Source organism: Pseudomonas mandelii (genome assembly GCF_024138395.1).
GTDB classification, from domain to species: domain Bacteria; phylum Pseudomonadota; class Gammaproteobacteria; order Pseudomonadales; family Pseudomonadaceae; genus Aquipseudomonas; species Aquipseudomonas mandelii_E.
The window spans coordinates 599771-614753 of the sequence record NZ_JAMYDU010000002.1 but is presented as its reverse complement, the minus strand read 5'-3'; the positions used below and the strand labels follow the sequence as shown (position 1 = coordinate 614753).

The window sequence follows — 14983 nt, the reverse complement described above, 5'->3', positions numbered from 1 at the left end:
TTCCTTGCATGCGGACGTTCACTACCATGCTGATTGATCAGAAAATACCTTTAGGCCAGTACATCGCGGGCTTTGTTGAATGGTTGACGCAAAACGGCGCCAGCACTTTCGACGCAATCGCCGTGTCACTGGAAACGATGATCCACGGCGTGACTTTTGCGCTGACCTGGTTCAACCCGCTGGCATTGATCGGCCTTATCGCGCTACTGGCACACTTCATTCAACGCAAATGGGGCCTGACCGCTTTCGTCGTCGCCTCCTTCCTGCTGATCCTCAATCTGGGGTATTGGCAAGAAACCATGGAAACCCTCGCCCAGGTGTTGTTCGCCACCCTGGTGTGCGTGCTGATCGGCGTGCCGTTGGGCATCGTCGCCGCGCACAAACCGATGTTCTACACAGTGATGCGGCCGGTGCTCGATCTGATGCAGACCGTGCCGACCTTCGTGTACCTCATTCCTACCCTGACCCTCTTCGGTCTGGGTGTGGTCCCGGGTCTGATCTCGACGGTAGTGTTCGCGATTGCCGCGCCTATCCGCCTGACCTACCTGGGTATTCGCGATGTTCCGCAGGAATTGATGGACGCCGGCAAAGCCTTCGGCTGCTCGCGCCATCAACTGCTTTCACGGATTGAACTGCCCCACGCCATGCCAAGCATCGCGGCCGGTATCACCCAGTGCATCATGCTGTCGTTGTCGATGGTGGTGATTGCGGCACTGGTGGGCGCCGACGGCCTGGGTAAACCCGTGGTCAACGCACTGAACACTGCTGATATCGCACTGGGCTTCGAAGCAGGCCTGGCGATCGTACTGCTGGCGATCATGCTCGACCGTATCTGCAAACAACCCGACGCTAAAGCAGGGGGTGACGCATGAGCATTATTCGCTTCGAAGACGTGGACGTGATCTTCTCCAAAGACCCGCGCGAGGCGCTCAAACTCCTCGACCAGGGCATGACCCGCGACCAGATCCTGAAAAAGACCGGGCAAATCGTCGGTGTTGAAAAAGCCAGCCTGGACATCGAAAAAGGTGAAATCTGCGTGCTGATGGGCCTGTCCGGCTCCGGCAAATCCAGCCTGTTGCGGTGCATCAACGGTCTCAACACCGTTAGCCGTGGCAAGTTGTTCGTCGAGCACGAAGGCAAGCAGATCGACATCGCTTCCTGTACTCCGGTGGAACTGAAAATGATGCGCACCAAGCGCATCGCGATGGTGTTCCAGAAGTTCGCCCTGATGCCCTGGCTGACCGTGCGCGAGAACATCAGCTTCGGTCTGGAGATGCAGGGCCGGCCGGAGAAGGAACGGAAAAAACTGGTCGATGAAAAACTCGAACTGGTGGGCCTGACACAATGGCGCAACAAGAAACCCGATGAGCTCTCTGGTGGTATGCAACAGCGTGTGGGCCTGGCCAGAGCGCTGGCGATGGACGCCGACATTCTGCTGATGGACGAACCGTTCTCGGCCCTCGACCCGCTGATCCGTCAAGGCCTGCAAGACGAACTGCTGGAGCTGCAACGCAAGCTCAGCAAAACCATCGTTTTCGTGAGTCACGACCTCGATGAAGCCCTGAAGCTCGGCAGCCGTATCGCCATCATGAAAGACGGCCGGATCATCCAGTACAGCAAGCCGGAAGAAATCGTCCTGAACCCGGCGGACGATTACGTGCGCACCTTCGTCGCCCACACCAACCCGCTGAACGTATTGTGCGGTCGCAGCCTGATGCGCACCCTGGACAAGTGCAAACGCATCAACGGTTCGGTGTGCCTGGATCCGGGCGGCGATTCGTGGCTGGACCTGGCCGAAGGCAACACCATCAAAGGCGCACGCCAGAACGGCTCGAGCCTGGACCTGCAGAACTGGATACCGGGGCAAGCGGTTGAAGGTTTGGGGCGTCGGCCAACACTGGTGGACTCCAACATCGGCATGCGCGATGCGCTGCAGATTCGTTACCAGACGGGTAATAAGCTGGTGCTGCACGACAACAATCAGGTGGTGGGGATTCTTGGCGATAGCGAGCTGTACCACGCGCTGCTCGGCAAGAACCTGGGGTAAGAAGCAGCAGACACAAAAACGCCGCGAGATGATCGCGGCGTTTTTGTTTGTGGGATATCGGGTCACGCAGCTGTGCGGCTGATGGCCCCTTCGCGGGCAAGCCTCGCTCCTACAAGGGCGAGGTGTGTCGACATTCTCGATCGAGCTCAATCCTGTAGGAGCGAGGCTTGCCCGCGAAGAATATGACGCGGTGTCACTGGAACACCGCGTCACTCACAACTCAGCTATAAACCCGACCAAGCAGCTGCCGATGGCTTTCAAACTGATCGAGCACGTCACGGGTGATCTGATCCTGAGTGAAGCCCATCAAGTCGTAGTCCTGGCTGCCATTGTGCAGGTACACCTCGGCGCGGTAGTAACGGGCGCGCGGTTCATCGGCACTTTCAGCCGACACCGTTTCACTCGCCGCCGCCAGATAACCATCCAGGCTCACTTCGTAGACAAACGGGTTGCCCTCTTCCATTTCGATCCGCACGCCCATGCAACGCTTGGCCTTGCCCAGCAACGTCTGCACATCCAGGCCCTGAGCACGCAATTGCACAGCCGCCTCTTCCAGCGCCGGGCTGACGCGCTTGTCCATGAAACGCTGAACGATCGACTGGTTCGGTTGCAAATCCAGTTGGGTCAAGCGCTCGCTGAAACCACGACGACCGCGCGCCGCCAGTTCCGCTTGCTCCTGTTCGATCTGCACGTCCTGGCGCATGGCCTTGTGCAAGCCGAACATGAAGAACACCAGCACCACCGAGAACGGCAGCCCCGCCAGCACCACCATGGTTTGCATGGCTTCGAAGTTACCGGCGAACAACAGGCCGATGGTCACCAGGGTGATCACCGCCGACCAGAAAATCCGCAGCCAGTGCGGCGCATCTTCGTCGACGTTGCCGCCCTTGCACGAAAGGTTGGCCATCATCACCGCGCCGGAATCCGCCGGGGTCAGGAACAGCACGAAGCCGACAAAAATCGACACGCCGATCACAATCTTCGACGCTGGGTAATGCTCAAGCAATTGGTAGATCGCCATCGACGGCTGTTCCAACGCCGTCTTCCCGAGCTCCACCGCTCCATGGTTCATCACCAGGTCCAGGGCCGAGTTACCGAAGATCGACAGCCATGCCAGGGTGAAGCCCAGCGGAATCAGCAGCACGCCGGCCACCAGTTCGCGTACCGTGCGACCACGGGAAATACGCGCGATGAACATGCCTACGAATGGCGCCCAGGAAATCCACCAGGCCCAGTAGAACAGGGTCCATAGGCCCAACCAGCGCTCGGATTTGGCGTTGTCGGCTTCGTACACATAGAGGTCGAAAGTCTTCAGCACCACGCCGTTCAGATAATCGCCGATGTTCTGCACAAAGCCGTTGAGCAGGTGCAGAGTCGGGCCGAACAACAGCACGAAAATCAGCAGACCGCTGAACAGCACGATGTTCAGGTTGGACAGACGGCGAATACCGTTTTCCACGCCAGACACCGCGGCGATGGTCGCCACGGTGCTCATCACGATAATCACGATCAGCAGGTTGGTGTTGCTGTGTTCCATGCCGAACAGGTTTTCCAGCCCCGACGACACTTGCAGCGAACCAATCCCCAGGTTCGTCACCAGCCCCAGCAGGGTTACGAACATGCCGAAGCCGTCCACCGCATGACCGGCCGCGCCTTTGACCCAACGCTCGCCGACCAGCGGATACAACGCCGACCGCAACGCCAGCGGTTGGTTATGACGGTAAGCAAAGTACGCCACGGCCAGGCCGACCAGTGCGTAGATCGCCCAGCCATGCAGACCCCAATGCAGGAACGTCAGTTGCACCGCCTGACGGGCCGCAAGGTTGCTGCCGGCCACGCCTTCCGGCGGATTGAAGTAATGGTCCAGCGGCTCGGAAGCACCGAAGTACAGCAAGGAAATGCCGATACCCGACGAGAACAGCATCCCCGCCCAGGCGCCGTAGCTGAAATCCGGGGTATCGTCTTTGCTGCCCAGCTTGAGTTTGCCGTAGGACGAAAACGCCAGGCCAACCACAAAAACCAGATAAGCGGCGATCACCACCATGTAGTACCAGCCGAAGCTGCGAGACAACCAGGCCTGGGCAATGCCGAGCATTCTGCCAGCCTCTTGCGGGGCGATGATCAGAATCGCGGTCAACAGCAGGATCAGCGCGGTAGAGGTGTAGAACACCCAACCGTTGACCGTCACCTTCTCGGGTGGGGTCTTTATTAGAGAGGCAGAACTCATGGCACAGATGCTCCAGGCAGTGCGAGAGAAGAACACAAGGCAACGCGGTACCCGACCAATCGGTTAGTTGGCAGCCGACCGGCGGGTGATATAAAGACACCCCGAAAAAAGCCCGAAACCCTTGGGACGCCTGCGCGTATAGGTTTCGAGCATTTTTGGATGTCGGTTTATCGCCATTTACACGTAGGAAAAATCTGTAAGCAGCGACGATTTGTCGCAGATCTTATTCTTTGTTGATTGAACGTTCAATCAAAACAAAATAGACTGGCCCTCGACCCGGTAGCCGTTTTGCGTCCACCGGAAGGCCTAAGGAGATGTGCAAGATGCCCAAGGTCGGTATGCAACCCATCCGCCGCCAGCAATTGATCGAAGCCACGTTACAGGCCGTCGATCAGGTCGGCATGGGGGACGCCAGCATTGCGCTGATCGCCCGTTTGGCCGGTGTCTCGAATGGCATCATCAGTCACTACTTTCAGGACAAGAACGGCCTGATCGCCGCGACGGCGCAGTATCTGATGAGTGTCCTCAGCGAGAACGTCACCGCGCGCCGTCAGGCGCTGGAGGACACCAGCCCACGGGCTCACCTTCAGGTGATTATCGAAGGCAACTTCGACGCCAGCCAGGTCAATGGCCCGGCAATGAAAACCTGGCTGGCCTTCTGGGCCACCAGCATGCATCACCCGTCATTGCACAGGTTGCAGCGGATCAACGATCACCGTCTGTATTCCAACCTGTGCTGCCAGTTCCGCCGTGTGTTGCCGCTCGATGATGCGCGCACCGCCGCCCGTGGCCTGGCAGCCCTCATTGACGGTTTGTGGTTGCGCGGCGCGCTGTCGGGAGATGCTTTCGACACCGGGCAGGCGCACCAGATCGCTTACGAATACATGGATTTCCAACTGGCCAAGCAGGTGAGTTAGAGCACACATAATCGCTCAACCCCCTGAACCGCTACCGACCGCGATGCCACTGCTACACGGCACGCCCGGTGGTCAACGCCAACCACTTATGCACTTGCGAGGACTTTATGGCCCGTTTCGAACTGCAAAAACTCTACATCGATGGCGGCTACAGTGACGCCAGCAGCGACGCCACTTTCGAAGCCATCAACCCGGCTAACGGTGAAGTCCTCGCAACCGTACAACGTGCGACCAAGGAAGACGTTGAGCGCGCTGTGGTCAGCGCCGAAAAGGGTCAGAAAATCTGGGCTGCAATGACCGCCATGGAGCGTTCGCGCATCCTGCGTCGTGCCGTCGACATCCTGCGCGAGCGCAACGATGAACTGGCCGCCCTGGAAACCCTGGACACCGGCAAGGCGTTCTCCGAAACCAAGTACGTCGACATCGTTACCGGCGCTGACGTGCTGGAGTACTACGCAGGCCTGGTGCCGGCCATCGAAGGCGAGCAGATTCCGCTGCGCACCACCTCTTTCGTTTACACCCGCCGCGAGCCGCTGGGCGTCGTGGCCGGTATCGGCGCCTGGAACTACCCGATCCAGATCGCTTTGTGGAAATCCGCACCTGCCCTGGCGGCCGGTAACGCGATGATCTTCAAACCAAGCGAAGTCACCTCCCTGACCACGTTGAAACTGGCCGAGATCTACACCGAAGCTGGCGTTCCGGCTGGCGTGTTCAACGTGTTGACCGGCAGCGGCCGTGAAGTCGGCACCTGGCTGACCGAGCACCCGCGCATCGAAAAAATCTCCTTCACCGGCGGCACCGACACCGGCAAGAAGGTCATGGCCAGCGCTTCCGCCTCGTCGCTGAAAGACGTGACCATGGAACTGGGCGGTAAATCCCCGCTGATCATCTTTGACGACGCCGACCTGGATCGCGCCGCCGACACCGCGATGATGGCCAACTTCTATAGCTCCGGTCAGGTCTGCACCAACGGCACTCGCGTGTTCGTACCGAGCCGCCTGAAAGCCGCGTTCGAAGCCAAGATCGTTGAGCGCGTTGCACGCATTCGCGTCGGCAACCCGCAAGACGAAAACACCAACTTCGGCCCGCTGGTCAGCTTCGCCCACATGGAAAACGTGCTGGGTTACATCGCCAAAGGCAAGGAAGAAGGTGCGCGCCTGCTGTGCGGCGGCGATCGCCTGACCGACGGCGAGTTCGCCAAAGGCGCGTTCGTGGCACCGACTGTGTTCACCGACTGCACCGACGAGATGACCATCGTTCGCGAAGAAATCTTCGGGCCGGTGATGAGCATCCTGACCTACGAAACCGAAGAAGAAGTGATCCGTCGCGCCAACGACACCGAGTTCGGTTTGGCCGCGGGCGTCGTCACCAAAGACCTGAACCGCGCTCACCGTGTGATCCATCAACTGGAAGCCGGTATCTGCTGGATCAACGCCTGGGGCGAGTCCGACGCCAAGATGCCGGTCGGCGGCTACAAGCAGTCGGGCGTGGGCCGTGAGAACGGCATCAGCTCGCTGAACAACTTCACACGCATCAAATCGGTACAGGTCGAACTGGGCGATTACGCCTCGGTTTTCTAAGCCCCGGCTGAAAACCCTGTAGCAGCTGCCGAGGTACGAGGCTGCGTTGCGTGTCCGCAGGACCGCCCTCAGAGGGCCGCTGCGCGACCCAACGCAGCCTCGTACCTCGGCAGCTGCTACAGGCGACCTGACCAACTTCAAAGAGGGTGCATTTAATGTCCCAAGAATTCGATTACATCATCATCGGTGCCGGCTCAGCCGGTAACACCCTGGCGACCCGTCTGACTGAAGACGAAGGCGTCACTGTCCTGCTGCTCGAAGCGGGCGGCCCGGATTACCGTCTCGACTTCCGCACGCAAATGCCGGCCGCCCTGGCGTTCCCGCTGCAAGGTCGTCGCTACAACTGGGCCTATGAAACCGATCCAGAGCCACACATGGACGGTCGCCGGATGGAATGCGGTCGCGGCAAGGGCCTGGGTGGTTCTTCGCTGATCAACGGCATGTGCTACATCCGCGGCAACGCGATGGACTATGACAACTGGTCGAAACTGCCCGGTCTGGAAGACTGGACCTACCTCGACTGCCTGCCGTATTTCCGCAAGGCGGAAACCCGTGACATCGGCCCGAACGATTACCACGGTGGCGACGGCCCGGTCAGCGTGACCACGCCGAAAGCCGGCAACAATCCGCTGTTCCATGCGATGGTTGAAGCAGGCGTGCAAGCCGGTTACCCACGTACTGAAGACCTCAACGGCTACCAGCAAGAAGGTTTCGGCCCGATGGACCGTACCGTGACGCCGAACGGCCGTCGCGCCAGTACTGCTCGCGGTTACCTGGATATCGCCAAGAAGCGTTCGACCCTGACGATCGTCACTCACGCCCTGACCGACAAGATCCTGTTCGAAGGCAAACGTGCGGTCGGCGTGCGTTACCTGATCGGCGCCGCTGAAGAGCGCGTTGAAGCCCGCGCCCGCAAGGAAGTGCTGCTATGCTCCGGCGCCATCGCGTCGCCGCAGATTCTGCAACGCTCCGGCGTCGGCCCGGCCGAACTGCTGAACAAGCTCGATATTCCGGTGGTCCACGATCTGCCTGGCGTCGGTGAAAACCTGCAGGATCACCTTGAGCTGTACCTGCAATACGCCTGCACCCAGCCAGTTTCGCTATACCCCTCGCTGCTGCTGCACAACCAGCCGGCTATCGGTGCCGAGTGGCTGTTCAACGGCACCGGCATCGGCGCCAGCAACCAGTTCGAAGCCGGCGGTTTCATCCGCACCCGTCCGGAATTCGATTGGCCGAACATTCAATACCACTTCCTGCCGGTGGCGATTAACTACAACGGCAGCAATGGTGTGAAAGAGCACGGCTTCCAGGCGCACATGGGTTCCATGCGTTCGCCAAGCCGTGGCCGCATCCAGGCCAGGTCCAAGGATCCGCGCGAGTACCCGAGCATCCTGTTCAACTACATGGCCACCGAGCAGGACTGGCAGGAATTCCGCGACGGCATCCGCCTGACCCGTGAAATCATGCAACAGCCAGCGCTGGACGCCTTCCGTGGTCGCGAAATCAGCCCGGGCATCGAGGTGCAAACCGATGAGCAGCTGGACAAGTTCATCCGCGAGCACGCCGAAACCGCGTTCCACCCGTCCTGCTCGTGCAAGATGGGCACCGACGAGATGGCCGTGGTCGATGGCGAAGGTCGCGTGCACGGTATGCAAGCCCTGCGCGTGGTCGATGCCTCGATCATGCCGATCATCACCACCGGCAACCTGAACGCGCCAACGATCATGATGGCCGAGAAAATCGCCGACAAGATCCGTGGTCGCCAGCCATTGCCGCGTAGCAAGGCTGATTACTACGTGGCCGGTGATGCACCGGTGCGTGGCAAGCCGTTGCGGGATGTGAGCCTGACTGCTCAATAAGCCGTAACACCGCGGTGCTGCCAATCGCGGGCAAGCCCGCTCCCACAGTTTTTCGGGTTGGATTGCAGATATGTGATCAATCCTAAATCCCTGTGGGAGCGGGCTTGCCCGCGATGGGGCCCGACCAGACAACACATCTCTACCTGACACACTCCAGTAATCCCTTCCTACACCGCCCCGCCCTTGATATCGCTCCCCGCCCAGGCCTAATCTAGCGCCACGCATACGTTTCATCCCCTCGCAATACCGATACACCGCCACTCCATACCAAGGAGGTTCCCGAATGTTCGATTTCCACCCCCAGCTCAAGCAGCGCTTTGCTGCGTTGCGCACGGGCGCTGAATTCTTTTCGCTGCGTTATGTGCGCGAGTCCGGCCAGTACCTGTCGGTGCGCAAGAACGTCGCCGAACCGCCGAGCCTGAGCCGTGACGAAGGCGCGATGCTGACCGTTCGGGTCAACGGCGTCGAAGCCTATGCCGCCACCAACGACCTGTCCCAATCCGGCCTGCAAGCCGCGCTGGAGAAAGCCGAGGAACAAGCCCGTCGACTCAAGCCCCACGCTCTGCTCGACCTGCGCGAGCAAGCAGTTTCCAGCGACCGCGCCGACTATTTCTCGCCCAACTTCGACCAGCCCTTTCCGTCCCTGAGCGATTGCTACCAACTGCTCGGCGCCGAATCCGCCGCCGTGCCCAAGGACGAGCGACTGGTGAACTGGCAGGCGAGCATCGGCATTACCAACGTCGAGCAAATCTACCTCAACAGCGCCGGCGCCGAATTGCGTCAGGCTCAGCGTTTCGTCTACCCGAGCGTCGACGTCACCGCCTACGACGGCCACGACAGCCAGACCCGCAGCCTGGGCCGCGAGAACTTCGGCCAACAGGGCGGCTTTGATGTGATCAGCCGTTGTGGCCTGGTCGGTGCTGGCCCGAAAGTCGCCGATCAGGCGCTGCAATTGCTGCTGGCGCCGAACACCCCGCAAGGCCCGCGCGACTTGCTGCTGATGCCCGACCAGATGATGTTGCAGATCCACGAATCCATCGGTCACCCGCTGGAACTGGATCGCATCCTGGGCGATGAGCGCAATTACGCTGGCACCAGTTTCGTCAAGGCAGAAGACTTCGGCAGCCTGCAATACGGCTCCGAATTGCTCAACGTGACGTTCGACCCGGACATCCCCGAGCAGCTCGCCAGCTACGGCCATGACGACGACGGCAGCGCCGCCAGCAAGCAATTTCTGATTAAGAAAGGTTTGCTTCTGCGGCCATTGGGCGGCGCGCTTTCGCAATTTCGTGCCGGCATGGATGGCGTTGCCAACAGCCGCGCCTGCGGCTGGAACCGTCCGCCGATCGACCGCATGGCCAACCTCAACATCGAGCCCGGCGCCCAGCCGCTGGAACAGCTGATCGGCAATATCGAGCACGGCATTTTGATGAGCACCAACCGTTCGTGGTCCATCGACGATGCGCGCAACAAATTCCAGTTCGGTTGCGAATGGGGCCAGTTGATCGAAAACGGCGAACTCAAGGGCGTGGTGAAGAATCCGAACTACCGGGCGATTTCCGCACAATTCTGGAAAAGCCTCAGCGCTGTCGGCGACGCCAACACCGTCAAAGTGCTGGGCACGCCGAACTGCGGCAAGGGCGAACCGAACCAGGTGATCCGCGTCGGCCATGCGTCGCCAGCCTGTGTGTTCAGCAATGTTGATGTGTTTGGAGGAGACGCCTGATGAGTACTTCCACGAGCACTTCAAATAGCCAGGCCGAGTCGTTCAAGGACCTGGTCAATTGGCTGCGCGACGCGCTGTGCACGCCGGAGCAATTCACCCTCAGCTACGCCGCCGAGTCGTCGGCTTTCGTGCGTTTCAACCACGCCAAGGTCCGTCAGGTCGGGCAGGTGCAGCAGGCGAGTGTCGGGTTCAAACTGATCAACGATGGTCGTCATGCCGATCTGAATATCACGCTGTCGGGCGACCCCGAAGTCGATCTTCAGCGTCTGGCCGAAGGCCTGCAACAGTTGCGCGAAACCCTGCCACTGCTGCCTCAGGATCCATACCTGCTGCTTAACCAGAACGACTGGCAGAGCAACAACGTGCAGGAGCATCCGCTGCCGGACACCGAGCAAGTGGTCGCTGAAATTACCGAGGCTGCCGAGGGGCTGGATCTAGTCGGCTTCTATGCCGCCGGGCCGATCAGTCGCGGTTTCGCCAGTTCCTCGGGCGCGTTCGGCTGGCATCAGGCCAACAGCTTCAACTTCGATTTCAGCCTGTTCCATGAAAACGGTCAGGCGGTGAAAGCCAGCTATGCCGGGCATGACTGGAACAGTGAAGGGTTTGCCAGACGCTTTGCGCAAGCGCGCGAGCAGTTGGCGTTTCTCGGGCGGCCGTTGCGCACGCTGCCGCCCGGCGAATACCGCGCCTACCTGGCGCCGGCAGCGCTGGAAGAAATCATGGGCATGCTGAGCTGGGGCGGTTTTTCGGCGCAGGCAATTGCCAGCAAACAGAGCCCGTTGCAGAAGTTCTACGCCAGCGAAACCTGCTTCAGCCCCAACGTATGGCTGAGTGAGCAGGTCAGCGGTTCCTTGAGTCCGGCGTTTTCCGACGAAGGTTATCCTCGCGATGATCTGGGATTGATCGCCAAAGGCATGGCCAATGCCCGACTAATCAGTTCCCGCAGCGCCGCTGAATACGACCTCACTGCCAACGGCGCCAGCAGCCATGAATACCCGACAGCGCTGGTCATGCAAGGCGGCAACCTGGAGCAGGCAGACATTCTCAAGCGCCTCGGCACCGGGCTCTACATCAGCAACCTGTGGTACCTGAACTACTCGGACCAACCGGCGGCGCGCCTGACCGGCATGACGCGATTCGCGACCTTCTGGGTCGAGAACGGCGAGATTCAGGCACCGGTCAGCACCATGCGGTTTGATGACAGCGTCTACAGCCTGCTCGGTTCGCAGCTGGAAGCGTTGACCGAGGAACGCGAGCTGATGTTGTCGGCCAGCACCTACAGTCAGCGGGCGACTGCTTCGGCGTTATTGCCGGGCGCGCTCGTCAGCCGACTGACGTTGACGCTCTGACACAGATCGTTCCCACGCTCTGCGTGGGAATGCCGCCCGGGACGCTCCGCGTCCCATTGCAGGCGTGACGCAGAGCGTCACAGGATGCATTCCCACGCGGAGCATGGGAATGATCATCTCCGCCCACAAGAGGTCCCATGCCCAACCGCCCACCTCTCGACGCTGTCACCGCCCGCTGGGTACCGTGGGTTGTGGCCATTGCCTTCTTCATGCAATCCCTCGACGGGACGATCCTCAACACCGCCCTCCCCGCCATGGCCCGGGACTTGGCCGAAGACCCGCTGCGCATGCAGGGCGTAATCATCGCCTACATGCTCACCGTCGCCTTGTTGATCCCCGCCTCCGGCTGGATCGCCGACCGCTTCGGCACCCGGAAAATCTTCTTCGGCGCGATCCTCCTGTTCAGCTTCGGCTCATTGCTCTGCGCCTTATCCAACACCCTGAGCATGCTCATCGGCGCCCGGGTGATTCAGGGCTTGGGTGGCGCCTTGATGCTGCCGGTCGGGCGATTGGTGGTGCTGCGCGCATATCCACGCTCGGAGCTGGTGCGGATCATGGGTTTCATCACCATTCCCGGCCTGCTCGGCCCGCTGATCGGCCCGACCATGGGCGGCTGGATGGTGCAATACCTGACCTGGCACTGGATCTTTCTGATCAACCTGCCGGTGGGCGTCCTCGGTTGCTACGCGGTATGGAAATTCATTCCCGACCTGCGCGGCAGCGAACGCACCCGCTTCGATAGCCTGGGCTTTTTACTGTTCGGCGCGGCGATGGTGCTGATCACCATCGCCATGGAAGGCCTCGGCGAACTGCACCTGCCGCACTTGCGGGTGATGTTGCTGCTGTTTGGCGGCATGGCGTGCCTGGCGGCGTATTGGCTGCGGGCCGGGCACATCGACAATCCGCTGTTTGCGCCATCATTGTTCAAGACCCGGACCTTCGCCGTTGGCATCCTCGGCAATCTGTTCGCTCGCCTCGGCAGCGGCGCATTGCCGTTCCTGGTGCCGTTGCTGCTGCAAGTGGCACTGGGTTATTCGCCGTCACAGGCCGGGATGAGCATGCTGCCCCTGGCTGCGGCCGCGATGGTCGCCAAGTCAGTGGCGCGGCCGCTGATCGAACGTTTCGGCTACCGCGCCGTGCTGACCGGCAACACACTGGCGCTGGGGATCATGCTGGCGAGCATGGGCCTGGTCAGCGAGCAGACGCCGTATTGGCTGCTGCTGGCTCAATTGGCGATTCTGGGGGCGATCAACTCCTTGCAGTTCACCGCGATGAACACCGTCACCCTGATCGACCTCGACGACGCCAGCGCCAGCAGCGGCAACAGTCTGTTGTCGGTAGTCGCGCAATTGTCCCTGAGCCTCGGCGTGGCCTGCGCCGGCGCCCTGCTCGGCGGCTTCACGGCAGAGATCGGCAATGACGGTGTGGACACTGTTCTGGGCGCGTTCCAGCTGACGTTTGTGACGGTCGGAATCATGGCGATGCTGGCTGCAACGATCTTCTCGCAGCTTTCACCCAAGGATGGCCGACGGATGGCCAGCCGCGAACACGATATAGAACACTGACTTGTAGCAGCTGCCGAGGCACGAGGCTGCGTTGGGCTGCGAAGCGGCCCCCGGGGGCGGTCCTGCGGACACGCAACGCAGCCTCGTGCCTCGACAGCTGCTACACGCTATTCGTCCAGAACTTGCAGGTGCAGAGCGCGAGACTGATACACTGCGCGACATTTTGTTTTGCAGGCCAGTCCCGTGACCACCATCGCCACCGCTTTTAATACTTTGCCGCTGTCCGCCGCCATGCTGGCTAACCTCGACTCCCTCGGTTATGCCCAGATGACGCCGATCCAGGCGCAAAGCTTGCCGGTGATCCTCAAGGGGATGGACCTGATCGCCCAGGCCAAGACCGGCAGCGGCAAGACCGCCGCCTTCGGTATCGGCCTGCTGAACCCGATCAATCCGCGCTTCTTCGGTTGCCAGGCGCTAGTCATTTGCCCGACTCGCGAGTTGGCTGACCAGGTCGCCAAGGAAATCCGTCGTCTGGCCCGCGCCGAAGACAACATCAAGGTGCTGACCCTGTGTGGCGGCGTGTCCTTCGGCCCGCAGATCGGCTCGCTGGAACACGGCGCGCACATCATCGTCGGCACCCCGGGGCGTATTCAGCAGCACCTGCGCAAGGGTTCGCTGGTGCTTCATGGCCTCAACACGCTGATCCTCGACGAAGCCGACCGCATGCTCGACATGGGTTTCTACGATTCCATCGAAGAAATCATTGCCCAGACCCCGGAGCGCCGCCAGACCCTGCTGTTCTCCGCCACGTACCCGGTGGGCATCAAGCAGCTGGCGTCGAAATTCATGCGCACCCCTCAGATCGTGAAGGCCGAAGCATTCCACGACGATACGCAGATCGAGCAGCGCTTCTACGAGATCTCTCCGGAAGAGCGTATGGACGCGGTGGTCAAAGTCCTCGCGCATTTCCGTCCGGCGTCCTGCGTTGCCTTCTGCTTCACCAAGCAGCAGGTTCAGGAAACCGTTGATCACCTGACCTCCAAAGGCATCTCCGCCGTCGGTCTGCAGGGTGATCTGGAACAGCGTGACCGCGATCAGGTATTGGCCATGTTCGCCAACCGCAGTACTTCGGTACTGGTCGCCACCGACGTCGCCGCGCGCGGTCTGGACATCGATATGCTGGACATGGTGATCAACGTCGAACTGGCCCGTGACTCGGAAATCCACATTCACCGTGTTGGCCGTACCGGCCGTGCGGGCGAGAAAGGCATCGCGATCAGTCTGGTCGCCCCGTCCGAAGCGCACCGCGCCCAGGCCATCGAGCAACTGCAGAAGTCGCCGTTGAGCTGGGATCAGTTGGACAACCTCAAGTCCCAGGGCGGCGCGCCGCTGTTGCCGGTGATGAGCACGCTGTGCATTGGTGCGGGCCGTAAAGACAAAGTGCGCCCGGGCGACATTCTCGGTGCACTGACCGGCGACGCCGGCATCCCGGGCGCCCAGGTCGGCAAGATTGCGATTTTCGATTTCCAGGCCTATGTGGCCGTGGAACGCGGGATCGCCAAGCAAGCCTTGCAGCGCCTGAACGACGGTAAAATCAAAGGCCGCTCGCTGCGCGTGCGCATCCTGTAAAACCGCCACCGCCCCCCCTGTAGGAGCGAGGCTTGCCCGCGAAGAACGATAACTCGGTCTACCTGATTCACCGTGTAATCGTTCTTCGCGGGCAAGCCTCGCTCCTACGGGACCTGGGTTAGCCCTGAGATTTGTGTGAGGACA

Annotated in this window: 10 protein-coding genes; 9 read left to right on the top strand and 1 reads right to left on the bottom strand. The window is 60.7% G+C overall.

What is annotated here, in order from left to right; all coding sequences use genetic code 11:
* The first annotated feature begins 26 nt into the window (after positions 1-26).
* On the top strand, positions 27-872 hold the full coding sequence (gene choW / locus NHU87_RS06200; protein WP_253546584.1) for a choline ABC transporter permease subunit: 846 nt from the start codon (positions 27-29) through the stop codon (positions 870-872).
* Positions 869-2047 carry a choline ABC transporter ATP-binding protein gene (choV, locus tag NHU87_RS06195; RefSeq protein WP_253546581.1) on the top strand — a complete coding sequence of 393 codons (1179 nt, stop codon included), beginning with the start codon at positions 869-871 and terminating at the stop codon, positions 2045-2047. The genes choW and choV overlap by 4 nt, the downstream gene beginning before the upstream one ends.
* 220 nt (positions 2048-2267) lie before the next feature.
* Here the strand turns inward: choV and NHU87_RS06190 are convergent, their stop codons facing one another.
* The gene (locus NHU87_RS06190; RefSeq protein ID WP_253546655.1) at positions 2268-4217 is read right to left on the bottom strand and encodes a BCCT family transporter; all 1950 of its coding nucleotides are present in this window, start codon (positions 4215-4217) and stop codon (positions 2268-2270) included.
* 380 nt (positions 4218-4597) lie between these two features.
* Between NHU87_RS06190 and betI the strand changes: the two genes are divergently transcribed.
* The 7 genes from betI (at position 4598) to dbpA (ending at position 14839) form a co-directional block, all read left to right on the top strand.
* Complete coding sequence (gene betI / locus NHU87_RS06185) at positions 4598-5191, top strand: transcriptional regulator BetI (protein ID WP_253546579.1); 594 nt, start codon at positions 4598-4600, stop codon at positions 5189-5191.
* A 107-nt stretch (positions 5192-5298) separates the two neighbouring features.
* Entirely contained in the window at positions 5299-6771 is a 1473-nt protein-coding gene (gene betB / locus NHU87_RS06180) for a betaine-aldehyde dehydrogenase (RefSeq protein WP_253546577.1), read from the top strand.
* Between the two features lie 155 nt (positions 6772-6926).
* Entirely contained in the window at positions 6927-8630 is a 1704-nt protein-coding gene (betA, locus tag NHU87_RS06175) for a choline dehydrogenase (protein ID WP_253546575.1), read from the top strand.
* A gap of 283 nt (positions 8631-8913) precedes the next feature.
* Positions 8914-10356 (top strand): TldD/PmbA family protein, encoded by a 1443-nt coding sequence (locus NHU87_RS06170; protein ID WP_253546573.1) that lies wholly within the window; start codon positions 8914-8916, stop codon positions 10354-10356.
* Positions 10356-11705 carry a TldD/PmbA family protein gene (locus NHU87_RS06165; RefSeq protein ID WP_253546571.1) on the top strand — a complete coding sequence of 450 codons (1350 nt, stop codon included), beginning with the start codon at positions 10356-10358 and terminating at the stop codon, positions 11703-11705. Before NHU87_RS06170 ends, NHU87_RS06165 begins: the two co-directional genes overlap by 1 nt.
* A 137-nt stretch (positions 11706-11842) precedes the next feature.
* Positions 11843-13270: a multidrug transporter subunit MdtD gene (mdtD, locus tag NHU87_RS06160; protein ID WP_253546569.1), complete on the top strand. Its 1428-nt coding sequence runs from the start codon at positions 11843-11845 to the stop codon at positions 13268-13270.
* 231 nt (positions 13271-13501) lie between these two features.
* Positions 13502-14839 (top strand): ATP-dependent RNA helicase DbpA, encoded by a 1338-nt coding sequence (dbpA, locus tag NHU87_RS06155; RefSeq protein ID WP_229768771.1) that lies wholly within the window; start codon positions 13502-13504, stop codon positions 14837-14839.
* Positions 14840-14983 lie beyond the last annotated feature (144 nt).